Annotated in this window: 19 protein-coding genes; 9 read left to right on the top strand and 10 right to left on the bottom strand. The window is 40.2% G+C overall.

Annotated elements, in window-relative coordinates:
• Positions 1-9: 9 nt before the first annotated feature.
• From trpD to trpA, 4 genes are read left to right on the top strand one after another with little or no spacing between them, the layout of a single operon-like run.
• Positions 10-1,047, top strand: a complete 1,038-nt coding sequence (gene trpD, locus H5090_RS04735) for an anthranilate phosphoribosyltransferase (protein WP_182695146.1) — start codon at positions 10-12, stop codon at positions 1,045-1,047.
• Positions 1,040-2,404 (top strand): bifunctional indole-3-glycerol-phosphate synthase TrpC/phosphoribosylanthranilate isomerase TrpF, encoded by a 1,365-nt coding sequence (gene trpCF / locus H5090_RS04730; RefSeq protein WP_002961581.1) that lies wholly within the window; start codon positions 1,040-1,042, stop codon positions 2,402-2,404. Before trpD ends, trpCF begins: the two co-directional genes overlap by 8 nt.
• A 7-nt stretch (positions 2,405-2,411) precedes the next feature.
• Positions 2,412-3,596, top strand: a complete 1,185-nt coding sequence (gene trpB, locus H5090_RS04725) for a tryptophan synthase subunit beta (RefSeq protein ID WP_002961582.1) — start codon at positions 2,412-2,414, stop codon at positions 3,594-3,596.
• Positions 3,593-4,414, top strand: a complete 822-nt coding sequence (trpA, locus tag H5090_RS04720; protein ID WP_024595006.1) for a tryptophan synthase subunit alpha — start codon at positions 3,593-3,595, stop codon at positions 4,412-4,414. Before trpB ends, trpA begins: the two co-directional genes overlap by 4 nt.
• A gap of 64 nt (positions 4,415-4,478) precedes the next feature.
• Here trpA and H5090_RS04715 read toward each other — a convergent pair whose 3' ends face one another.
• Positions 4,479-5,057 (bottom strand): type 1 glutamine amidotransferase domain-containing protein, encoded by a 579-nt coding sequence (locus tag H5090_RS04715; protein ID WP_182695145.1) that lies wholly within the window; start codon positions 5,055-5,057, stop codon positions 4,479-4,481.
• Positions 5,058-5,415: 358 nt separating this feature from the next.
• The gene (locus H5090_RS04710) at positions 5,416-5,685 is read right to left on the bottom strand and encodes an HU family DNA-binding protein (protein WP_007375441.1); all 270 of its coding nucleotides are present in this window, start codon (positions 5,683-5,685) and stop codon (positions 5,416-5,418) included.
• A 191-nt stretch (positions 5,686-5,876) separates the two neighbouring features.
• On the opposite strand from H5090_RS04710, the gene H5090_RS04705 reads away from it, so the two are divergent.
• Both H5090_RS04705 and H5090_RS04700 read left to right on the top strand, forming a co-directional pair.
• Positions 5,877-6,452 carry an inner membrane-spanning protein YciB gene (locus H5090_RS04705; RefSeq protein ID WP_033028426.1) on the top strand — a complete coding sequence of 192 codons (576 nt, stop codon included), beginning with the start codon at positions 5,877-5,879 and terminating at the stop codon, positions 6,450-6,452.
• Between the two features lie 66 nt (positions 6,453-6,518).
• Positions 6,519-7,160 carry a CPBP family intramembrane glutamic endopeptidase gene (locus H5090_RS04700; protein WP_002961594.1) on the top strand — a complete coding sequence of 214 codons (642 nt, stop codon included), beginning with the start codon at positions 6,519-6,521 and terminating at the stop codon, positions 7,158-7,160.
• Positions 7,161-7,238: 78 nt separating this feature from the next.
• Here H5090_RS04700 and H5090_RS04695 read toward each other — a convergent pair whose 3' ends face one another.
• The 8 genes from H5090_RS04695 to H5090_RS04660 form a co-directional block, all read right to left on the bottom strand.
• Positions 7,239-9,119, bottom strand: coding sequence for a hypothetical protein (locus H5090_RS04695; RefSeq protein WP_182695144.1), 1,881 nt, complete (start codon positions 9,117-9,119; stop codon positions 7,239-7,241).
• Positions 9,120-9,128: 9 nt separating this feature from the next.
• Entirely contained in the window at positions 9,129-10,220 is a 1,092-nt protein-coding gene (locus H5090_RS04690) for a hypothetical protein (protein WP_182695143.1), read from the bottom strand.
• Between the two features lie 62 nt (positions 10,221-10,282).
• Positions 10,283-13,321, bottom strand: a complete 3,039-nt coding sequence (locus H5090_RS04685; protein WP_182695142.1) for a hypothetical protein — start codon at positions 13,319-13,321, stop codon at positions 10,283-10,285.
• Positions 13,322-13,822: 501 nt separating this feature from the next.
• Positions 13,823-14,989, bottom strand: a complete 1,167-nt coding sequence (prpF, locus tag H5090_RS04680) for a 2-methylaconitate cis-trans isomerase PrpF (protein ID WP_182695141.1) — start codon at positions 14,987-14,989, stop codon at positions 13,823-13,825.
• Positions 14,990-15,000: 11 nt separating this feature from the next.
• Complete coding sequence (acnD, locus tag H5090_RS04675; protein WP_182695140.1) at positions 15,001-17,610, bottom strand: Fe/S-dependent 2-methylisocitrate dehydratase AcnD; 2,610 nt, start codon at positions 17,608-17,610, stop codon at positions 15,001-15,003.
• Positions 17,611-17,738: 128 nt separating this feature from the next.
• Positions 17,739-18,863 (bottom strand): 2-methylcitrate synthase, encoded by a 1,125-nt coding sequence (prpC, locus tag H5090_RS04670; RefSeq protein WP_182695139.1) that lies wholly within the window; start codon positions 18,861-18,863, stop codon positions 17,739-17,741.
• 35 nt (positions 18,864-18,898) lie between these two features.
• On the bottom strand, positions 18,899-19,777 hold the full coding sequence (gene prpB / locus H5090_RS04665) for a methylisocitrate lyase (protein ID WP_039489991.1): 879 nt from the start codon (positions 19,775-19,777) through the stop codon (positions 18,899-18,901).
• A 274-nt stretch (positions 19,778-20,051) separates the two neighbouring features.
• On the bottom strand, positions 20,052-20,738 hold the full coding sequence (locus tag H5090_RS04660; RefSeq protein ID WP_182692966.1) for a GntR family transcriptional regulator: 687 nt from the start codon (positions 20,736-20,738) through the stop codon (positions 20,052-20,054).
• A gap of 265 nt (positions 20,739-21,003) precedes the next feature.
• Here H5090_RS04660 and rsmF point away from each other — a divergent pair, with 265 nt between their 5' ends.
• From rsmF to H5090_RS21000, 3 genes are all read left to right on the top strand, one after another.
• Complete coding sequence (gene rsmF, locus H5090_RS04655; protein ID WP_182695138.1) at positions 21,004-22,455, top strand: 16S rRNA (cytosine(1407)-C(5))-methyltransferase RsmF; 1,452 nt, start codon at positions 21,004-21,006, stop codon at positions 22,453-22,455.
• A gap of 158 nt (positions 22,456-22,613) precedes the next feature.
• Positions 22,614-22,799, top strand: a complete 186-nt coding sequence (locus tag H5090_RS20800; RefSeq protein ID WP_259395048.1) for an acyltransferase — start codon at positions 22,614-22,616, stop codon at positions 22,797-22,799.
• Positions 22,772-24,556, top strand: a complete 1,785-nt coding sequence (locus H5090_RS21000) for an acyltransferase family protein (protein WP_310736305.1) — start codon at positions 22,772-22,774, stop codon at positions 24,554-24,556. The genes H5090_RS20800 and H5090_RS21000 overlap by 28 nt, the downstream gene beginning before the upstream one ends.
• Positions 24,557-24,847 lie beyond the last annotated feature (291 nt).

Below are 24,847 nucleotides of genomic sequence, written 5' to 3'. Positions count from 1 at the left end.
GAGGACATTATGAGTACACAACCAGAACAACCCATAAATGTTCAACACGCTATTGAACAACTAATTACAGGGCAATCATTAAGCTACGCAGACGCCAAAGCACTGTTTGATGAAATAATGCAAGGTAACATGAGCGAGATTGAGCTAACCGCCCTACTAATAAGCCTTAAAATTAAAGGCGAAGTAAGCGATGAAATAGCAGGTGCTGCAGCCTCAATGCGCGAAAACGCTGTTGCTTTTACTACCAGCAGTACACAACTTGCCGATAGCTGTGGCACTGGCGGCGATGGTTCAAACACAATAAATATAAGCACAACAGCAGCCATAGTTGCCGCTGCTGCCGACATTAACATGGTAAAACATGGTAATCGCAGTGTATCGAGTAATTCAGGCTCTGCCGACTTACTAAAAGCGCTGGGCATTAATATAGATATGAGCCCAGAGCAGGCAGCAAAATGCCTTGAGCAAACCAATTTTACCTTTTTGTTTGCACCGCACTATCACAGTGGCGTACGCCATGCGATGGGCGTGCGTACAGCGCTTAAAACACGCACTATTTTTAATATTTTAGGCCCGCTTGCTAACCCAGCAGCACCTGATGTGCAATTGTTAGGTGTGTACAACGAAGCGTTATGTATGCCAATGGCACAAACACTTAAAACCCTTGGCACAAAGCGCGCTATGATTGTTCACGGCTCGGGCACTGACGAAATAGCTCTACACGGTCCAACAACGGTAGTTGAGCTGAATAATGGCGAGCTTACACAGTACACACTAAACCCAAGCGACTTTGACCTTGCAAACTATTCACTTGAACAACTCGCTGGTGAAGGCCCACAATACAACGCAAAGGCTAGCCTTGCCATCTTACAAGGCAAAGGCACAGATGCACATAATGCTGCCATTGTGGTTAACGTAGCTGCCCTTTTATACCTAACAGGTAAAGCAGAAACGTTAAAAGAAGGGGCAAAGCAAGTACAAACATTATTAAGTTCAGGGCAAGCCATGAACACACTAAATGCAATTATTGAGGTAAGTAATGGCTAATGTATTAGACAAAATTGTTGCTGATAAAAAATTAGAACTAATTGAGCGTAAAGCCGCACGCCCGCTTGAAAGCTTTAAACACCTTGCAGTGCCTACAAGCCGTAGTTTTTACAAAGCATTAGCCGCCCCAGGCACACAGTTTATTTTAGAGTGTAAAAAAGCATCGCCTTCAAAAGGGCTAATTAGAGAGCCATTTGATTTAACCGAAATCACATCGGTTTATAAAAAATACGCTACCTGCATGAGCGTGTTAACTGATGCTAAATATTTTCAAGGCAGTTTTGACTATCTTGAATTTGTGCGCAGCCAAGTAGAACAACCGCTTATCTGTAAAGACTTTTTTATAGATGAGTACCAAGTGTATATGGCGCGTATTTATGGCGGTGACGCTATATTACTGATGCTTTCAGTACTCGATGACGAAAGCTATAAAGCACTGCACGCAGTTGCCGATTCTCTGAATATGTCGGTACTCACCGAAGTAAGTAATGAAGAAGAAGTACACCGTGCACTTGCGCTTGATGCACAAATTATTGGTATTAATAACCGTGATTTACGCGATTTAAGCACCGATTTAGCCACTACCGAAAAGCTACGCAAACTTATTCCGGCTGATAAAGTGGTTATTTCGGAATCGGGTATTTACACCCATCAAGACGTAAAACGTTTAGCTCCATTATGCGATGGTTTTTTAATTGGCAGCTCACTTATGGGCGAGCGTGATTTAGAGCAAGCATGTCGCCGTGTTATTTTAGGTGACAATAAAGTATGTGGTTTAACACGTACCAAAGATGCACAAGCGGCATATCAAAACGGTGCTATTTACGGGGGTTTAATTTTTCATCCTAAATCGCCACGCTATGTTGATTTAGATTGCGCAAAAGAGCTTAGCCAAAGTGCCCCGCTTAATTTTGTGGGTGTGTTTGTAGATGCCCCAATTGATCAAGTTGCTCAATACGCAAGTGTGCTAAAATTGGCGGCAGTTCAATTACATGGTCAAGAAAGTGACGATTACATCGCTCAGTTGCGTACACAGTTACCTACCGGCTGCGAGATTTGGAAAGCCCAAGCAATAAAAGATGCATTGCCAACGCCTGTAAATGGCGTTGACCGACACCTTTACGATACACACAGCGATACACAAGCTGGCGGTACAGGTAAAGCATTTGATTGGTCGGTGCTTCATGATGCAACCACTCCGTTTATGCTCGCTGGAGGCTTAAATCCAGACAATATTAAAGATGCGCTTTTTAAAGGTGCCTTAGGCCTTGATTTAAACTCAGGCGTTGAAGAATCTGCGGGTAAAAAGTGCCCTAACAAATTACATAATGCTTTTACAAGCATCAGAAATTATTGAGGTTAAAATGCAAAATCCAGCTTATTTTGGCGAGTTTGGCGGTATGTTTGTACCCGAGTTACTTGTCCCTGCGCTTAAGCAGTTAGAAAACGAATTTAACAAAGCACAAAAAGATCCTGAGTTTCAGGCTGAGCTAAGTAAATTATTAAACGAGTATGCGGGTCGTCCTACCCCACTTACTTTAACGCGCAATTTAGTTAAAAACCCAAAAGTAAAACTGTATCTAAAGCGTGAAGACTTATTACACGGCGGCGCACATAAAACCAACCAAGTACTTGGCCAAGCGTTACTTACTAAGCGCATGGGTAAAAAACAAGTAATTGCTGAAACAGGCGCAGGCCAACACGGCGTTGCAACCGCGCTTGCATGTGCATTACTGGGTTTAAAATGTCGAATTTATATGGGCGCAAAAGACGTTGAACGTCAGCAACCAAACGTATTTAGAATGAAGTTAATGGGCGCAGAGGTTATTCCGGTAACAGCGGGTTCTGGCACATTAAAAGATGCAGTAAATGAAGCCCTGCGTGACTGGTCAGCTAATTATCAAGACGCGCACTACCTACTAGGCACAGCTGCTGGTCCTCACCCATTCCCAACAATTGTTCGTGAGTATCAAAAAGTTATTGGTGAAGAAGCTAAACAACAAGTACTTAAAGCCGAAGGTCGTTTACCTGACGCTGTAATTGCCTGTGTTGGTGGTGGTTCAAACGCAATTGGTATGTTCACCGACTTTATTGACGAGCCAGGCGTTAAATTAATTGGTGTTGAGCCTGCTGGGAAAGGGCTTGATACAAATGAGCACGGTGCAACAATTTGTAAAGGCACTAAAGGTATATTACACGGTACTTACACGTACATTATGCAAAACGACGATGGCCAAATTGAAGAGTCTTACTCTGTATCAGCGGGTCTTGATTACCCTGCGGTTGGTCCTCAGCACGCATTTTTACACGAAACCGGTCGAGCGCAATACGTGGGTATCACAGATACAGAAGCGCTTGATGCGTTTCAATCACTTGCTAAAAACGAAGGGATCATTCCGGCGCTTGAATCAAGCCATGCGCTTGCTTATGCACTTAAGTATGCAGAAGAGCAAACCGAGGAAAGCGTTTTAGTTATTAATTTAAGTGGTCGTGGCGATAAAGATTTAGCACACGTTCACAATGTACTATCTGAAAGAGGTCAGCTATGAGCCAAGTAAAAACGGATCGTTACGGCAAAATGTTTGCAGCGCTTAACGAGAAAAAACAAGGTGCGTTTGTACCATTTGTAACAATTGGCGACCCAGGTAAAGAGCAAAGTGTTGCGATTATTAAAAGCCTAATTGACGGCGGCGCTGATGCACTTGAGCTTGGTATTCCGTTTTCTGATCCGATTGCGGATGGTCCTGTAATTCAAAAAGCTAATATTCGCGCACTTGATGTGCACATTAACACGCAAGATTGCTTTGATGTTATTAAAGAGATACGCGAGTATAACGCCGATATTCCAATTGGATTATTGCTTTACTCAAACCTAGTTTTTAAGCGCGGCATAGAAGCATTTTATAAAGATGCAAAAGCGGTAGGTGTAGACTCTATTTTAGTGGCTGACGTGCCTCTGCATGAATCTAAAATATTTAGAAAATCGGCAATGGATAACGGTGTAGACCCAATTTTTATAGCAACACCTAATGCAGATGATGACACACTTCGCCAATGCGCCTCTTACGGTCGTGGTTATACGTATTTACTATCGCGCGCAGGTGTTACCGGTACCGATACTAAAGCACAAATGCCAGCGGGTAATATTGTTACTAAATTAAAAGAATACCATGCAGCTCCTGCTCTTTTAGGATTTGGTATTTCAACGCCAGATGATGTAAAAGCGGCTCTTAATGCAGGCGCAGCAGGTGCTATTTCAGGCTCTGCTGTAGTTAAAATTATTGAAGCTAACCTTAACGATTTAGACGCAATGACAACGCAGTTAAAAGCATTTGTTAGTGAAATGAAAGCCGCAACCGCATTATAAAAAGTGTAAATTTACGCATTAAAAAAGGGCAATTAAATGCCCTTTTTTGTTTTTTAAAAGCAAATTAGTGAGCTTGGTGTTTACCCTCTAAAATCTCTTCAATAAATTTAGCATTAAATGCTTCTAAATCAGCTGGGCTTCGGCTTGTTACCAAACCTTGGTCTACACATACTTCTTGGTCAACCCAATTAGCACCTGCATTAATTAAATCGCTTTTAATACTAGGAAAAGAAGTAATAGTGCGGTCGCGCAATTTATTAATTTCAGCTAACAACCACGGTGCGTGGCAAATAGCAGCAACGGGTTTGTTTTTTTCTGCACCAAAAAATCCATCAATAAATGCTTTAGCATCTTTATCTTGGCGTAAACTGTCTGGATTAAATAAACCACCAGGAAGCATAAGCGCGTCGTAATCAGCAGAATCCGCGTTTGTAACTAGTTTATCTACTGTTACTTTATCGCCCCACTTGTCTTCATCCCAGCCAGTAATTTGGCCTTCTTTAATTGATACTATTTCGATGTTTGCACCAGCATCAAGTAATGCGCTGCGTGGAGATAAAAGCTCACTTTGCTCAAATCCATCAGTGGCTAAAATTGCGATTTTTTTGCCTTGTAAACGTGTGCTTGTTTGTAATGTACTCATTGAGATCTCCTTATTTTCTTAAAAGGTATATTTAAAATACACAATCAAAAAAGCACGATGCGTGCCGATAACAAGCAATTGAAAATAAAGGAGTTAATTTAAGTAGGATTTATAATGCCATGTAAATCATTTAGAAGGGATGAAAAAACTACATAGATCAGACATAGCTTTGCTACTTGGTGATTTAAATACAGAAGCTTCGCTTCTCGCGTGAGCAAGCTCAACGCCTACAACTAACGCTCGGCATTATGTTTATTTTGTAGACGCACAACTTGTTGGCGTGATGGGCAAAGCCCATAATTTTATGTTTAATAACTCCACGCAAAGCTCAATCAACGACCAAGCTAAGTAATGCTATTTAAAGCAGGTCTTTTAACGCCTTAGCTGGTTTAAAAACCGCTTTATTTGCGCCTTCTATTTCAATTGCAGCCCCTGTTTGTGGGTTACGCCCAGTACGCGCTGGATAATAACTTAGTGCAAAGGTACCAAAGCCATTAATTTGAACTTGATCGCCCTCAGAAAGCGATTTAGTAATGACTTTTTGCAAGCTTGAAAGTGCCGCTTGAGAATCTTTTTTTGTTAATTCACTTTTGTGTGCAATGGCAGCAACGAGTTCTGCTTTATTCATTTTAGGCTCCTAAATACACGCCAAATCAGTGTTGGTTAAGCGTGGGAATATGATGATATGAAAAATACCAAACCAAATTGGTAATAAAGCCACGCAGGCTAAGGGTTACAGGGCAACAAGTCAACCTTGTAGTTGCTAAGCTTTATGTGGTAAAAAGCCTTTGACTCTTTTTTGTATAATTTAGGTAGTATATGCACGCATTAATTGAATACATTCCACTCATACTGTTTTTTGCAGTGTTTAAACTCGTCGATATTTATTGGGCTACCGGTTTATTAATGGCCACTACGCTTATTCAAGTTGCTTATAGCTACTTTAAACATGGCAATGTACCTACTCGTCATTGGATATTTTTTGGCATTGCTGCCGTGTTTGGTACGCTAACGCTGGTACTTCATGATGAGCAATACATTAAATGGAAAGCAACACTGATATATGCAGGTTTAAGTTTAACGTTACTTGTTAGCCGTTATGTACTTAATAAAAATCTCGTTAAAAAAGCGCTTAGCTCAATCCTCGAAAACGCTAATGATACAAAGCAAGCCATTGTTGTCCCAGAACCGTTATGGGATAAGCTTAATTTAATGTGGGTTGTAATTACTGCTGGCATCGCAGCACTAAACATTTATATTGCATATAATTTTTCGCTCGACTTTTGGGTTAACTTTAAAGTGTTTGGTTTAATGGGTATTACTTTTGTAAGCATTTTTGCCACCATTATTGCCTTGTACAAGTACCTCCCTGATGAAGAGGAAACAGCAAAGTAAGCCCCCTCGTCATAAAAGTGTCGTCTTAGCTTGTTAGCTTATTAAAAAAAGCAAGTTGAGACGACCTTGAACGCTAACCAATACCGCTGGTTTGAATTTACCCTCATTTTTATATTGCTGCCCTTGTTGGGTTTTGGATTACGCGAGCATTTAGCTAATTGGCTTATCCCTGCGCTTATTATACTTATGAGTGTGTGTTGTATGTTGCTACTGGGCGATCCCCATTTTAAACGGTTTAGACTCACAAGCCTTGGGCAATTTTCTGCTGTTAAAAGGCGTGTGTTTAGCTTCTTTTTTTTAGGTGCGCTGTTCTCAGGCATGTTTTACGGGATTATTCATCAAGGCAACTGGTTTACCCTTCCCCGTAACTCGTTTAATGATTGGCTTTTACTGTTGGTGCTGTATCCAATACTGTCGGTTATTCCTCAAGAATTAATATTCCGAACGTATTTTTTTCATCGTTATAAACGCATCATGCCAAAAAAAGCAGTGCGTATTGTAGTCAGTGCGAGTGTATTTGCGCTGGCGCATATTGTGTATGCAAATTGGATTGCAGTAGCCTTAGCCTTTTTGGGCGGTTTACTGTTTGCGTATACCTACGCACAAAGCCGCTCAACGGTCGTGTGTGTTATTGAACACAGCTTATGGGGGCTATGGATGTTTACACTCGGGATTGGCAGCTACCTCGATTCAGGCGCATTTAACTAATATAACAAACATTAAAAAATCCGATACTAGAAAACTAATATCGGATTTTGAATATTTCTAAAACCACTTAACTAATGGTTAAAATAACGACTCAAACTCACCATTTGGAAATAAAACACCAGGAATACCACGTACCGCAGTAACATCAGCTAGTTTAGTATCACCAAAATATAAACCGCCACTGTAATTACGGCCCTTCTGCTTAACATCTAACCAACGTCCATTTTCGCCTTTCGCTATTAGATTAATGTTGCCACTAACATCACGAATACGTAAATCTAACGCGCGATTTTGTATGCTAACAAATATATCTGTAGAAGTAAGTTCTGATAAGTTTTCCACGTCGCCTACGTACGCAAATTTAAAATCGCTTGCACCACTCAATGGAAAATCTAATTCAAAAGTAAATGCTAAATCGTCATTATCTTCACCAACAAAAGGCGAAGCCTCTACTGCTGTGATATGAAATGCAGTGCTTTGAATGTCACTTACGTAATCACCATTAAAATCAAAAGTAGATAACGTGGTTGACTCCTCACCTAGTGAATTAACAAAACGATTTAAGTTTACTGATAAATCACCTTCGAGTTTACCCGCTGCTTTATTGATAATTACGTTGGTCGTTACCTGTGTAATACCCGTATCGGCTTCTGGGTTTAATTCACTTTGAGCATCTATGCCATCAAACTCAATCAGCAACTCACTTACATCCACACTTAATACCGTAGTACCATTTGTGACCGTTGCGCTCATTACACCTTCGATTTTATTACCTAATACACCACTTACTCTGAAAGTTGGAATTGATAAATCAATGGTTATAGGTAACTCATCATATGTGCCAGTAATAGCCCAAGTATAAGGTGATTGGCTGTAATCAATATCTAAATCACGAAGCTTATATTGCCCTGATGGTGTAGAGCCATCAGCTAGTGGTGAATAATTTGTGATAACTTCGTTTAAAGCATTACTAAGTGCATCAAGGGTTCTTTGTGTATCTTCATCAAACGCACCTTCAAGCTCAGTAAATTTTGCGTCTAATTCATCTGAATAGCTTTTTTCTTGAAGTCTTGCAACACCAATTATATTTCGCGTATCAACAAGTAACTCTCTTGAGTCTAAGCTTTGCACTTCTGCTGAGCGAGCCTGCCAATTTGTAAATGTAGTTACACTTGCAATCGTTTGCTTAACTTGACCAGCTACATTTTTCAACAAAGCATTACCTTGGTCGCTAAATAAGTTGTCTGTAACATACTGCGCTGCTAAGTCGCTGTAATCTTGCCAAGCTTGCTGGTCAGTCTCCAAGTTAGTAAATGCATTAAAAGCACTTTCAACACTAAACGAACTATCAGCAACACCAGCTAAAATTGCCGCGTAGGTGAAGGCATTTGTCACCATTTCTGCTTCAACACTTGCATTTAAATTACTGTGCGTTAAATGATAAAAAGGCGTGGCTGATAAACTCGCCTGTGTAGCACTAAAGCCTTCTTCTGTAATTGCTTTGCTCAATGGTGATAAATAAACCTTATTTACTCCCGGTGCACTAAATGCATCCGCTTTGTAATTAAGGGTAACGGTTGTCAATTCTTGGTAGTCGATTAACCGGTTTGCGTTTAAGTCATTTACATCACCACGCACAGTTCTGCCACACCCTGTAAATCGCGGACAAGGTAGAGCTGTATCGCTAGGTATAAACTCAAAACTATTAAAAGTAAGTGGAGTTACACTTACACTCGCAGTATTGATGTTTTCGACTTCAATTGATTCTTGCACCACCCCATCGCTATCTAAAACATTAAGCGTGCCCTGTGGTGATTGCCAATTAGATACATAAAAACTCACAGAAGAAGATGTAGCAATTTCACTCACTGCAACAGATTCTGAACTGTCACTGTCTGATGAAGAACCACAACCTGCCAATGCAATAGCGACCCCTAAAGGTATAATTTGTTTTAACATCTTCATTCCTTAAAACTTAATGTTCACGTACCAATTCACATTCGCATAATAGGCTTTATCTAAATCTAGGCTATCTGTTTGTAAATTAAGACCAAAATATTCGTTTTCTATACCAACTAAAAATGCTTCGCTTTTTGTTTCGTAGCCTGCTTGTACTCGCCAATGATCCCAAAAGTGAATACGGCCTTTTAATTGGCTAAACGTGTCTTTATCGTAACGTTTTAAAGTTAACTGAGTCGAAAATCGGTCGTTTATTCTGTAATCGGCAAATGCTTGTAGTCGCATTTCCATTTCGAAATCATGAGATACCGTATTTCCAAATGCAGATGTTTTTAATGAAACTGTTGGCTGAGTAATAATATCGCCGTTATCATCTTCGCTAAATGGAATTTCAGTCGTTTGACCCTTTACAGAGCCGCTGTCTTCGTACTCTGTTTTATACAGCAAATCTTTTACGCTAAAACCAACTTTAAGCTCATCATTTACTTGCCAATCGGCAAAAATATCTAGGCTATAGCCTAGCCCTTCAGGCTTTTGTGAAGGTGTAAATTCTTTAAATAAAATATCTTTTGAAAAGTTGTAATCGACAGTTACAGCACCTTCAACTTCATCACTAAAAATCTCACCATTTACAGTGGCATCTTGATAGTGTGAGCTGGCAAAAACAGAAAGCTTAGGTGTTATTGTTAATGCATTTTTATCTAAAAATTTAAAATCATAAGATACGAATACACCATTAGACGTTGCTTGTTTAGCATCGAGGTAATAGGTATAAAATCTATCTTCAAACTCTAAATCATTCTTTTCGGTATGAGTATATTTAGCTGTATCAGGATCAAAGTTAATAACATAGTCATAACGACTTTGTAAACCCACTTTAAAATTACCGTAGCCAACACCCACTTCAAAAATATTATAGGTAAATGCACTGTCACCCGATTTTAATGGTGCATCAAAATCATCTACAAAGGCTTGTACTGGTTGTGCTTCAGTATAAATTTCTGCGTCAAAATGAGTAAATATTTGAAATTGGTTATCTGCGGAAGCAAGAGGAGAAATAAAAGCTGTTGAAAATCCTAACAAGAGAATTTTTTTTTTCATAATTTAATCGCTTTCTATAAAAAAAGGGAAAAGCGCTGCTTTCCCCTTTTATAGTTTAAATATTACTTAGATGAATCAATTAAATCAACATCAGTGTAAGGCACTACATCACCATCGATGTAAGTGATAGATACACCGTTAGTAACTTTAGAAGCAGTACCAAATGACATCATTTCGCCATTGTACATAGCTTTAACATCACCAGTGTAACCTGTAGATTCCATACCAGTTAGAGATAATGTGTAACCCATTGCTGCGTCACCTTTAACCATAACTTCTAATGTACTTTCATCTTCATCACCACTACTGTCAACCATACCCATTACTTTAAAGTCTAAGTCGCCAGACATACCTTCAAGTGTAATACTTGAAGAATCTGATTCTTCAGTTGCAGTAATGTTTAGCATACCAGTGAAACCAGAATCACCGTCCATAATTTCAACGTGGTTCCAAGCTTCAGTGTTAACAATTTCAGCGTCATCAACTGTGTCAGCATTTACTGCACCATCAAATGTGAATATTAAACATGAATCAATTTGCGTAGGATCAATAATCGTACCGTCAGCAAACAGTTCACACTCTTCTAGAGCTGCAGTACGACTTTCACCCGTAACAAGTGAAACAGTTGCGTCATTTTCACCCATTAATGTAGCGCCCCAAGCAACAACTAATTGCTCGCCTTGGTATGAAGCTGAAGCACTGATCATTTCACCGGTAGTTTCGTTCTCTAATTCTAAAACTAACGCATCTAAGTCATAGTTATATGACCAATCAGGTTGACGAGTAGAAGTACCTTCACCTGAGTTACCCATTTCAGCTAGTTCATCAATTACGTCAGCAAGAACGTCTGCTGCATCGATAACCGCTTGACCGCCAGTGTTAGTAAGCACAGTCATAGTCGATAATGACTCTGATGTAGCTTTAACAGAAGTTAGTACTTCAAGTTTAGCAACCGCCGCTTCAGCAACAAGTTGTAGGTTATAAGCTGTTACAAATTGCTCGCTAGCTAGGTCACCTTGAGCTACAGCAGCTGTTTGCATAGCTGTAAGCGCATCAATCATTGCTTGTGCGCCTTCGCCTTCAAGGTCTAGGTAAGCATTAGCAGCAACAAGTGCTTGCTCAATAGCAATTTCAAGTGCATCAACAGCAGCAGCAAAATCAGACGCAGCAGTAACAGCAGTCATAGCAAGCTCAAGAGCTTCAGTTGCGTTTGCGGCTGTATCTACCATTGCACCTTCTGCGTTAGCAAGTGCGCTTGTAGAAGCTGCTTCAGCTGTGTCTGCTGCTGATTTTTTCTCATCAGCAACGTCTGCAGTGTCTTCAGCAACTAGTTTTGCAGCAGCAAGAGCAATATCAAACGTTTCAATCGCTGCTTCTGCTTCCGCTACTAGTGCAGCTAATGCAGCGTCGTATGCAACGGTGTCAGTTACAGCAACACCTGCGTCTGTTTGTAAAGACGTTGCAGAATCAAGAATCTGTTGGTAATCAGAGCTTTGAGTAACTAACGCTTTTGCAGCAGTTACATAACCTTGTGATTTAACAAAAATAGAACCCGCTTTAGCTGTTAAACCAGCAGTAGCAGCTTCATTTTTCAGTAATGTTACAGCGCTTACAAATGCAGCTGCGTTATCAGCCGTAAGAGCATCGCCACCCATTGCTTGAACATCAGCAAGTGAACTTTGAGCTGTTTCAATATCCATTTCTAATGCAGTAAGTGCAGTCTGTGAAGCTGTAACTTCTATTGTTAAAGCAGCTGCTAGAGCTGTATAAAAATCATCTCCAACTGTACACTCTGCACCAGTACAACCAATTACTTCTAGTGCTTTTTTAACTTTTACTGCAGCGGCTGCAAGGCCGGCATCAGTTGCTGCACCATTTTTAACAGCTTTGTCTTTAGCTGCTTTTGCTTTTTTAGCAATACCTACTGAATTAGCGGCAAACGCATCAATTTGTGCTTGTGTTGCATTAGGGTTGTTAATAGAGAATGCCGTTTTTAAAGCGTTTTCAATTGCAGTTTCATCACCCGTTGCTACAGCAACAAAAATGTTTGCAGTATTTGTAATTGCTGTTTGTAACATTGTAGCTATTGCAGCAATGCCAGCGTCAGTATTACCTTTAAACTGGCCTGATTTAATACCAGCTTTAATGCTGCTCATTACATCACCAATTGAAGGTAAACCTTGAATTGAAGATGAAAGCTGTGCAATTGCTAAAATACCGTCAGTAAGTTCTTCTTCGCCATCAACATTACTTAAATCTACAGCGCCGCCGTTAGATAAATCGCCAATAATAGCAGAAAGTAAAAGTGCTGCGTCTTGACCCATTACTTGTACAACAGTGTTTAAGCTAGCTGTAGCAATAGCGTCTTCATCTACACTTGAACCTGAGTCAAGAAGAAGACCCGCCACTAACGATGTTAAAAAAGTAACATTAGCTTTATAAGAACCTAAAACATTGGCATCGCCAGCTGCACCGCTAGCTCCAGATGTATCTGCTTCAACAGCTGGAATAAACTTAACAACAGAAAGCTCTAGGTCAGTTTTGTACCATTCGCCAAACTCAATATCAGTATCGCCATCATTTTCGTCGTCAACTTCTGGCGCTTCATCGTAAGTGCCACAACCTACGTAAGCATCACAACGTAAAAAGCTATCATCGCCTTCTTCAGACGTTTTAACTGTAATGTAAACAGGTCCAGTAAAATCATCATCTAGGTAGATGCTGTAACGACCGTTTTCATCAGTTAGCACTTCAGGGTTAGCGGCAATTTTACTTGCTTCTACCGCTGCATCTGCAGCATCTTGTGATAGTGCTTCTTCAGAAAAAGACTCAGCCTCTGCTGAAGCAGCTGAGCGAAATGCAACAGGAACGCTTTGACCAGATGCATCTAAAGTCATTACAGTTACTACTGCACTTTTCATTGAACCTTTAACTGCTTTACCTGTTACTTCAATGTTAAATTGTGCATCGCCCGTTGCAGTGAAAGATTCTACAGGTGTAACAGGAATATTTCTGTCGTTATCAGAACCACATGCTGTTAAGCCTAATGTAAGTGCAACTGAAGCTGCAATAGGTGTAAATTTGATCGTACGCTTTACCATTTATTTCTCCTTGATAGCCTGGAATGAGTATCAGAAATTAGTTTAGTTGATAGTGATTTATGTAAGCTTTTTTATTCAAAAAGCATCAAAAAAGTACACAATCATAACTTTTGTTACTAGAACATTAAAAATACCATTAAGCTATATAGTTATGCTACATATTTATACGTTTTATAGAAGTATTTATCTTTATTCTATGAGCTACTTCTTTATCAGCATCTCTATTATTCAATAACCTATAGACACTCATAAAGAACCAGCACATATTGATACAATATATTCACTTTATTAAATGAATATTACATATAATCTAGTTTGTTAATTATATTCTTCAAGTAAATGCGGTGGATGAGAGCGAAAAAAGACGATAATTCGAAAAATTAATGAAAAAGGATTATTTCTAACGAGTGTGAGTAGGTTTTACTTTAGCTAAGCAAACGTTTATAAAATTTGTTTGCTTAACTAAAATAAATGTTTAGTTGCGCTTAACTTCACCAGTGATTAGTAAGGGACTCTTACAACCCCTTCCATTAATACACGTGCACTTCGGCTCATACTTGCTTTGGTAACTAGCCAGTTGCCAGCATTATTTTTAGCCTCAGCACCTACTTTTAGCGTGCCCGACGGGTGACCAAAGTTAACTTCACTCAATGCACCGCCACCAGCGGCTATATTTACGAGTGTGCCTTCAATTGCTGCGGCAGTGCCAATAGCTACAGCGGCTGTGCCCATCATGGCATGATGCAGTTTACCCATCGACATTGCGCGCACGAGTAAGTTAATGTTGGCAGCCTCAATAAATTTACCGCTAGATGCAGCGTAATCTAAAGGCGCTGCAACAAACGCAACCTTTGGTGTATGTTGGCGAGCTTGCGCTTCACTAATATTAGTGATTAAGCCCATTTTAACGGCGCCATAAGCGCGAATGGTTTCAAGCTTTTCAAGCGCTGCAACATCGTTATTTATATCGTCTTGCAGCTCTGTGCCGGTATAATTAATATCAGCGGCGTTAATAAATACAGTAGGAATACCTGCATTTATCATGGTTGCTTTTAGAGTACCAACACCTGGAACCTCTAAGTCATCAACTACGTTACCTGTTGGAAATAACGCGCCATCGCCATCAGCCGGGTCTATAAATTCAAGTTTTACTTCAGCTGCAGCAAATGTAACGCCATCGAGCTCAAAGTCGCCGGTTTCTTGTACTTCGCCATTGGTCATAGGGACATGCACTAATATGCTTTTATTAATATTAGCCTGCCACACACGCACAATAGCAACACCGTTATTAGGTACTCTGCTTTTATCAACCAAACCATTACTAATAGCAAAAGCCCCCACTGCTGACGTTAAGTTGCCGCAGTTACCGCTCCAATCTACAAAAGGTTTATCTATAGCCACTTGACCAAACAAGTAATCAACATCGTGATCAGCTTGCTCACTTTTACTTAGGATTACGGTTTTACTGGTGCTTGATGTAGCGCCGCCCATTCCATCCGTTTGTTTGGTATACGGATCGGGGCTGCCAATAACACGCAGTAATAAATTGTCGCGCGCCTCGCCTGCTACTTGAGCAGGCTTTGGCAAATCAGTTAAATTAAAAAATACACCTTTACTGGTGCCGCCACGCATATAAGTTGCAGGCACTTTAATTTGCGGTTTAAACATAGTGTTTGCCCTTATGCAGATTGCGTTGCTTCTAAAAAGTCTTGAGCAAAGCGTTGTAACACACCACCAGCTGCGTAAATAGAAAGCTCTTCTTGGGTATCTATACGGCACTTCATAGGCACAGTAAGCACTTCACCATCTTTACGGGTAATACTTAAATTAACGGTGGCACCTGGTTTTAAATCACCCGTTACATCGTACGTTTCACTGCCATCCAGCTTTAGAGTTTTACGCGTTGTGCCTGCTTTAAACTCAAGCGGTAAAACCCCCATACCAATTAAGTTAGTACGGTGAATACGCTCAAAGCCCTCTGCTGCGATTACTTCAACGCCTGCAAGCCTTACGCCTTTTGCAGCCCAATCGCGCGACGAACCTTGACCGTAATCGGCACCGGCTACGATAATAAGCGGCTGTTTACGCTCCATGTAGGCTTCGATTGCTTCCCACATACGGGTATTAGTGCCTTGTGGCTCTAGGCGAGCGTAAGAACCTTGTTTAACGTCGCCGTTTTCGTCCAGTACCATTTCATTAAGTAGTTTTGGGTTTGCAAATGTTGCGCGCTGCGCTGTTAAATGATCGCCCCGGTGCGTTGCATACGAGTTGTAGTCTTCCTCTGGCACGTTCATTTTGGTCAGGTATTCGCCAGCAGCACTACTTGCCATAATTGCGTTTGATGGCGATAAATGATCCGTTGTAATGTTATCGCCAAGTACTGCAAGCGCGCGCATACCGGTCATAGTGCGCTCACCCGCAAGTGCACCTTCCCAATAAGGAGGGCGACGAATGTAGGTGCTTTCTGGGCGCCAGTCGTAAAGTGGGTCGTTATCTTCACCGTAATCTACGGTTAAATTAAACATAGGCTCGTATACTTTTCTAAATTGCTCTGGCTTAACACTGTGCTTAATTACTGCGTCAATTTCTTCATCTGATGGCCATAAATCTTTAAGCGTAATGTCGTTGCCTTGTTGATCTTGCCCAAGTACCCCTTTTTCAATATCAAAGCGAATAGTACCTGCAATGGCGTACGCAACAACCAAAGGAGGTGACGCTAAAAATGCTTGCTTAGCATAAGGGTGAATACGCCCGTCAAAGTTGCGATTGCCCGAAAGCACCGCTGTAGTGTATAAATCGCGATCAATTACTTCTTTTTGAATAACAGGGTCAAGCGCCCCGCTCATACCGTTGCACGTTGTACACGCAAAACCAACAATGCCAAAGCCAAGTTGCTCAAGCTCTGTTAGTAGGTTTGCATCTTCAAGGTACGATTGCACCGCTTTTGAGCCCGGTGCTAATGAAGTTTTAACCCAAGGTTTGCGCATTAAACCCTTAGCATTTGCGTTACGGGCAAGTAGTGCAGCGGCAATTACATTACGTGGGTTACTGGTATTGGTACAACTAGTAATCGCGGCAATAATACATGCGCCGTCTGGCATTAAGCCTTCTTCATTTTCAACAACACCCGAAATACCTTCTTTAGCTAAATCGCTTGTCGATACACGGCGGTGCGGATTAGATGGACCTGCAATATTGCGCCCCACGCTTGATAAATCAAACTTAAGTACACGTTCGTATTTTGCGGTTTTTAAGCTATCGCTCCAAAGGCCTGCTGTTTTTGCGTAGTTTTCTACAAGGGCAATTTGTTCTTCTTCACGCCCTGTTAAACGCAAATAATCTATTGTTCTATCATCGATATAAAACATGGCGGCAGTTGCGCCAAATTCAGGCGTCATGTTTGAAATGGTTGCTCTGTCGCCAAGTGTAAGCGCGTCGGCACCTTCACCGTAAAACTCTAAATAAGTAGATACAACACGTTGTTCGCGTAAAAATTCAGTAATGGCCAACACAATATCGGTAGCGGTAATACCTGGTTGGCGCTTACCTGTTAGCTCAACACCAACAATATCAGGCAAGCGAATATATGAAGCACGGCCAAGCATAACGCTTTCAGCTTCAAGCCCACCTACACCCACGGCAATAACGCCCAGTGCATCAACATGAGGCGTGTGGCTGTCGGTGCCAACTAAAGTATCTGGGAATGCAATGCCATCTCGGTTTTGAATAACCGGCGACATTTTTTCAAGGTTAATTTGATGCATAATGCCGTTACCCGGTGGAATAACATCAATATTTTTAAACGCAGTTTTAGTCCAGTTTATAAAATGAAAACGGTCATCATTGCGTCTGTCTTCGATGGCGCGGTTTTTTTCAAATGCGTCAGGATCAAAACCGGCATGCTCTACCGCCAGTGAATGATCCACTATTAACTGCGTAGGTACTACCGGATTCACTTTAGCCGGATCGCCGCCTTTAGCTGCAATTGCATCACGAAGCCCAGCTAAATCAACAAGCGCTGTTTGGCCTAAAATATCGTGGCACACTACGCGCGCCGGATACCACGGAAAATCTAAATCTTGCTTTCGCTCAATTAGCTGGTTAAGTGCATCGGTTAACATAGCAGGGTCGCATCGGCGTACTAGGTTTTCGGCAAATACACGCGATGTATAAGGTAGTGTGGCGTATGCACCTGGCTTAATTGCATCTACGGCTTCTTGCGTATCGTAATAGTCGACGTTTGAGCCAGGTAAAGGTTTACGGTATTGGGTGTTATTAATTATGGTCATGGTAAGGATTCGCTAATTTGGTGACGGTGTTTGCTCACAGCTAGCGTGTTTAATAAAAAGTTTGAGAAAAACTACTCGCTAGTGGCTATGTGCAATAAAAAAGTGAGCACATGCGTGCTCACCCATTTTTAACGTGACTCTATTGGTGTGTAACTGCGTGCATCAGGCCCTGTGTAATCGGCACTTGGGCGAATAATACGGTTGTTAGCGCGCTGCTCTTTTACATGGGCAGTCCAACCCGTAACACGGCTCATTACAAATATTGGCGTAAATAATTTAGTTGGAATATCCATAAAGTGATAAGCAGATGCATGGAAAAAATCGGCATTACAAAACAGTTTTTTCTCGCGCCACATAATTTCTTCACAACGAACAGACACAGGGTAAAGCACGGTATCGCCCACCTCTGCCGCTAGTTTTTCAGACCACTTTTTAATAATTACATTACGCGGATCAGACTCGCGATAAATCGCATGACCAAAGCCCATTATTTTGTCTTTACGTTCAAGCATGCCCATAATTTCTTGCTCAGCATGTTCAGCGCTTGTAAAACCTTGAATCATATCCATTGCCGCTTCGTTAGCACCACCATGTAATGGACCACGCAGCGTACCAATCGCACCCGTTACGCAAGAATGAATATCAGAAAGCGTTGATGCACACACACGCCCTGTAAAGGTAGAGGCGTTAAACTCGTGCTCTGCGTACAAAATTAGTGATACATTCATTACCTGTGCAAACAATTCACTAGGTGCTTTGTCGTGTAACAGCGTTAAAAAATGTGCGCCAACAGAGTCGTCATCTGTTTGTGTTTCAATGCGTACGCCGTCGTGTGTGAAGCGGTACCAGTAACAAATAATACTTGGGAACACAGCAACCATACGATCAATTGCATCATTAGCTTGGCTAAAATCAAGCTCCATTTCAAGGTTACCTAACATTGAGCAGCCCGTGCGCATTACATCCATTGGATGCGCGTCTTTAGGAATATTTTCAAGCACGGTTTTAAGTGCATCTGGTAAGCCGCGTAAGCTTTTTAGCTTTGCTTTATATTCTGCCAATTCGCTTGTGGTTGGTAACTCACCACGTGAAAGTAAAAAAGACACTTCTTCAAACTGCGCTTTTTCGGCAAGTTCGCTAATATCGTAACCACAATACGTTAAACCAGAACCACTTTGTCCAACAGTACACAATGCTGTTTGACCAGCCACTTGTCCGCGTAAACCCGCGCCGCCTAATGCTTTATCTACCATGATCTTCTCCTATCTTAAATTTGTGTGTGATTTTATTATTTGTCAGATTTTGATGAAAAAAGTGTGTCGAGTGTGTTCTCGTACGTGTGGTAATCTAAAAAGTCGTAAAGTTCAGAGCGCGTTTGCATATTTTCAATTTGGCTTTGTTGCGAACCTTCATTTAAAATTGCTGAATACACGTTTAGTGCTGCTTTGTTCATGGCTCTAAATGCACTGAGTGGGTAAAGCACCATTTCAACACCTACATTGCTTAACTGCTCTTTTGTGTAAATAGGTGTTTGGCCAAACTCAGTAATGTTTGCCAAAATTGGAACGTTAATCGCTTTTGCAAACGCTTGGTAATCAGCAAGGTCGTGTACGGCTTCTGCAAAAATAGCGTCAGCACCGGCTTCAACACAGGCAGCTGCACGGTCTATCGCGGCGTTTAAACCTTCTTTTTGAAATGCATCAGTACGCGCCATAATGTAAAAATCGCTATCGGTTTTTGCATCAACCGCCGCTTTAATGCGGTCAACCATTTCACCTTGGCTTACAATTTCTTTATTAGGGCGATGACCACAGCGTTTTTGCGCTACTTGGTCTTCTATATGAAAACCCGCCGCACCCGCTTTAGTCATTTCTTTTACTGTGCGTGCAATGTTAAACGCCCCACCCCAACCGGTATCGGCATCAACAAGTAATGGTAAGTCGCTAGCACCTGTAATACGACGAATATCTTCAAGCACGTTATCAAGGCTTGTCATACCTAAATCAGGCATACCAAACGAGGCGTTTGCAACACCGGCACCTGAGAGGTAAATAGCTTGGTGACCCATTTTTTCAGCCATCATCGCTGTGTAGGCGTTAATAGTACCTACCACTTGTAACGGGCGGTTATTGGCAATAGCGTGTTTAAACTTTAATCCTGCTGACATTACTTTCTCCTCACTTTGAACGGTTGCTACGTGGAGTAACTTGTAGTTTTAATCTGTAATTGTGACTGTTTAACTGCTCTTGCTAGATTTTAACTTTTAGCTTTTAGCAGCTTCTGTTTTTTGCGACTAATATCAATCTGTATGCGTATAAGGTCTATTTAACGATAAGAAAATCGTTCTGTAACTAGGCAATAATTTTTATGTTTAGTGGTTCTAAACAAAAAATTTTTAACGACGTTACGGAGCGATTTAATCCGTTAAATTGTTCGAATACTCATATTGATTGGTATACATCAAATTTGGTTTGAATATTTGCTTGCGATGCACTGATATGGCGCTTCATGAGCATTTCGGCCAGTTCACCGTCGTGGTTTTCAATGGCGTTAATAATCGCTAAATGCTCATCAAACGCTTTTGATACACGCGGCCCCACCATGCCCATTTGTACACGGTACATGCGTATTAATTGATAAAGCTCATTACACAGTAAATGAATTAAATGCGCGTTTTTACTGCCTTGAATAATACGGTAATGAAAATCTAAATCGCCGGCTTCTTGATAATAAGATTCGCCTTCTTTAACACGTTGTGTTTGTAGGTGTTGATTAAGTAATTGCTTTAAGCCTTTTACTTCTTCGGGTTCCATATTGTCGGCAGCAAGCCTACATGCCAAGCCTTCAAGTGAGCTGCGAACTTGATAAACTTCAATCAAACGCTCAGCGGTAAGGGCAACTACTCGGCAACCTACGTTAGCTTTACGCTCAACAAGGTAGCAACTTTCTAGGCGATTCAATGCCTCTCTAAGCGTTGCACGGCTTACACCATAACGTTTGGCAAGCTCAGGCTCTGATATTTTACTGCCTTGAACTATGCTTCCTTCAACAATCTCACGGCGCATATCTACAAATACTTGATCTGATGCGGTAGTTATAGGCGCTTCGTTTATAAATGTGTGTGTCATAAGTTATTTTTTAGATTGTCGACAATTAATGTGGTTACTATGGGCTTATTAAAAAATCATGTCAACCCTTAAACCTATCAAAACGGCTAAAAAACACACTCATTGTCGACACTATTAATCTAACGTCGTATAAAATACGCTTTAAAATAGGCCAAACCAATAAAGTGTCGACATAGCAATAAATTGGATGTTACGTTTTTAAGCACTGAAAATGCGTTATATAAATGCTATTATCACGCTTTATTTTTATAGTATGAGCTAACGCGTGAACGCCAACACTTTTATTCCTGAGCACTTTATTGATGACGTTAAAACCTATTTACCAGGGCATCTAAACTTAGATGACTTTTTAAATGCGTGTCGTAGGCCCCTCAGAAAATCTATCCGCGTTAATACATTAAAAATTAGCATTGAAGAATTTGTAAAACGTGCCACTGAAAAAAATTGGCTGCTAACCCCAATCCCATGGTGCAGTGAAGGCTTTTGGTTAGAACGCCCATGCGATGAAGAGCAAAACCTAGCCCTAGGTAATACCGACTTACATCTAAGCGGTGCTATGTACGTGCAAGAGGCAAGTTCAATGCTGCCGCCTATTGCCTTAAAACAAAGTATTGAACTCGCAGACTCTCAAAATAACACCGTGCTTGATATGGCATCAGCACCGGGTTCTAAAACATCGCAACTTGCAGCACTTATGGATAACCAAGGTGTGCTTGTTGCAAACGAGCTTTCGTCATCGCGCCTAAAAGTACTTAGCGCTACATTAAAACGCATGGGAGTTGGCAACTGTGCGCTCTCGCATTTTGATGGCGTTATATTTGGCAACTACATGTTTGAATGCTTTGATAGCATATTGCTAGACGCGCCCTGCTCTGGCGAAGGCACGGTACGTAAAGACGCCGACGCACTAAAAAATTGGTCAATAGAATCAAACATACAAATAGCCCAAGTACAAAAAGACTTAATTAAAAGCGCATTTTACGCATTAAAGCCAGGTGGCACATTAGTGTATTCAACCTGCACACTTACTCCACTCGAAAACCAGCAAGTGTGCGATTATTTACTCAGTGAATTTGGCGACTATATAACGCCTGAGTCACTAAGTGATTTATTTGAAGGTGCAAGTAAAGCCACAACTAATGAGGGCTATTTACATGTTTGGCCGCAAACATTCGATAGCGAAGGCTTTTTTATTGCTAAATTTAAAAAGCACACCAGCTGTAATAATCCAAATCAAACTGTTAAAAAAGGTGCATTCCCATTTAACGAGTTTGATAAAAAACAAAGTGCCGCGTTTATGCAATCGCTTAAAAAGCACTTTGGGTTAACTAACCTACCTGGCAGCTTAATGCAGCGCGATAAAGAGCTGTGGTTATTTCCTGAAGGATTTGAAGCCATACAAAATAAGATTAAGTACGCACGTTTAGGTATTCAAATTGGCATTATTCATAAAAATGGCGTGAGACTAACGCACGAGTATGCAACCGTATTTGGCAATGAGTGTAAAACTAATATTTACGCGTTAAATAACGAGCAAGCCAATGATTATTTTCAAGGTAAAGATATACGCTTAACTGAAGCAACTCAAACAATTGGTGAAGTAGTATTAACACTGTGTGGTTGCCCTATCGGGCTAGGCAAATGGCAAAAAAATAAGATTAAAAACTCACTACCACGAGATCTAGTGCAAAATACACAGTTAATAAGCTGGGTTTAATCGATATACTTTACAATATATTAACCATATAATAGTAAAGCATTTAAATGAACTTTGTACGTAGCTGGGCCAGTACATAAAATTAATGATGATTAATTTACTAGCGTTATTAATAGGTCTCATTTACAAAGAATGTATATCAAATAAGGAATAATAGTTTGCAGTTCAGGGAAGATATTAATGGCTTAAGGGCCATAGCAGTTATTGCTGTTGTTTTATTTCATTTTAACTCATCTTGGATGCCTGGTGGATTTGCAGGCGTAGATGTATTTTTTGTTATCTCCGGTTTTTTAATGACAGGGATAATATTTAAAGGATTAGAACAACAAAATTTTCTATTTTAAGGTTCTATGTTGCACGTGCAAATAGGATTATTCTAGCGCTCGCCATTCTCTGCATTATATTATTAATTTTAGGTTGGTTTTACCTTACCCCTCAAGACTATAAAGCATTAGGAAAACATGCCGCTAGCAGTGTAACATTTGTATCAAACGTAACATACTGGCTAGAATCAGGCTACTTTGATGCCTTAGCAAGCGAAAAATGGTTATTACATACGTGGTCATTATCTGTTGAATGGCAATTTTATCTTATTTACCCATTAGTCCTTGTTGCACTATATAAATTTATATCTATAGACATGATGAAAAAGGTAGTGTTATTTAGCACTATTTTAGGCTTTGTATTTTGTGTTCTGGTCACTTATAAATGGTCCAAAGGCGCTTACTTTTTATTACCCACAAGAGTGTGGGAAATGTTGCTAGGTGGGGTTGCATACCTGTACCCATTTAGCATTAAAGACAAACAAAAAAAGTTAGTTGAATGGACCGGTATTGTACTTATTTTAGGCTCTTACTTTTTAATTTCAAAAGATACACCTTGGCCTGGTTACTTTGCTTTTTTCCCTGTTTTAGGTGCATTTCTTGTTATTCAAGCACAACGCAACAATAGTATCGTCACAAGTAATATTGTCTTTAAAAAACTAGGTGCATGGTCGTATTCGATTTATTTATGGCATTGGCCTCTAGTTGTAATCATTTATTATTTTTCTTTAAATGATAATTATATTTATATCGGCATTGCATTGTCAGTACTACTTGGATTTTTAAGTAACAAATATATTGAAAAAATTAAGTTCAAAAGTGATTTTAATAAACGTTTAGATTATTTAAAGTGTAAACCGCTATATTTAGCATTAACTGTTGGAATAGCTGGATACATAGTTATTTCAAATAACGGTTTTGATAGTGAGGTTAGGCTAACCTCTGAACAATTGATAGTTACTAATGGTATGCATAGAAATAACCGAGAGCATTATTGTGGTTCACTTATCGATGGAGATTCTCCGTCTTGTAGATATGGTGACGGTGAAGTTAAGGCTATCGTTTTAGGTGATAGCCATGCACAAGCCTTAATTGAGGGTATTGGTGTTAAAGCAAAACTACATAATGGTTCTGTGATCGATTGGGGATTGAGCGCCTGTAATACCATAAAGGGGCTTTATACTACAGACAGGCTAGGTAACGTTATAGATGACTCTTGCGGTAAACTAATTAGTAAATTAATCATACGTGCTGGTAATGAGTTTACCGGTATACCCATAATAATTATTAATAGAACATCATTAAACTTAATCGGTCGTAACGAAGATAAAATCAGTACTCCCCCAGACAGTTTTGTTGATAAAAGGTTCCAAACAAGAAGTGTTGCTTATAGAGAAAATTTGGTATCGCACATGGTCGATACTATTTGTGAGTTATCAGAAAATAATCCTGTATATTTATTGAGGCCAGTACCTGAGTTAAAAATTAATGTACCTAGATCTATGTTTAGATCAACGCTAACTCAAAACCAAATGGAAAGAGTAAAACTTCCTAAATTAGAGTATGACACTCGTCAAGAAACAGCGTATGAGATGCAAAATAAAGCGGTTCAAAAATGCGGAGCTAAAATATTAAACCCAATCCCGTTTTTATGTGACTCAGAGTTTTGCCATGGAGACATTGATGGAAAACCACTCTATTTCGACGATGATCATTTAAATTTGTATGGGACTAAAATTATTTCGCCTGTATTTGATGAAGTATTCATGAACAATTAGGAATAAATCAAAGCTCAGAAAAGGAATAGTTAAGGCTGAGGAAAAACTGAATAAACATTATTAGACTAGTTTCATCATAAACTATGGAAGATATTACTCTCTGAATTATAATTATATTCCTCATTAAGTAGGAGAACTTGTCGTTTATGACTAAATAGTAAGATGGCTTTAACGCGGTATAGTTACCCTCGTAGGCGGCAGGAATGAAAAAGGATAAGATCAAAAACTCACTACCCCGAGATCTAGTGCAAAATACGCAGCTAATAAGTTGGGGTTAAAATATGCTGACCC

Source organism: Pseudoalteromonas sp. SR43-5, from assembly GCF_014163835.1.
Taxonomy (GTDB): domain Bacteria; phylum Pseudomonadota; class Gammaproteobacteria; order Enterobacterales; family Alteromonadaceae; genus Pseudoalteromonas; species Pseudoalteromonas distincta.
Note: the sequence above shows the minus strand (reverse complement) of the source record. Positions and strands in the feature narration are given on the sequence as shown.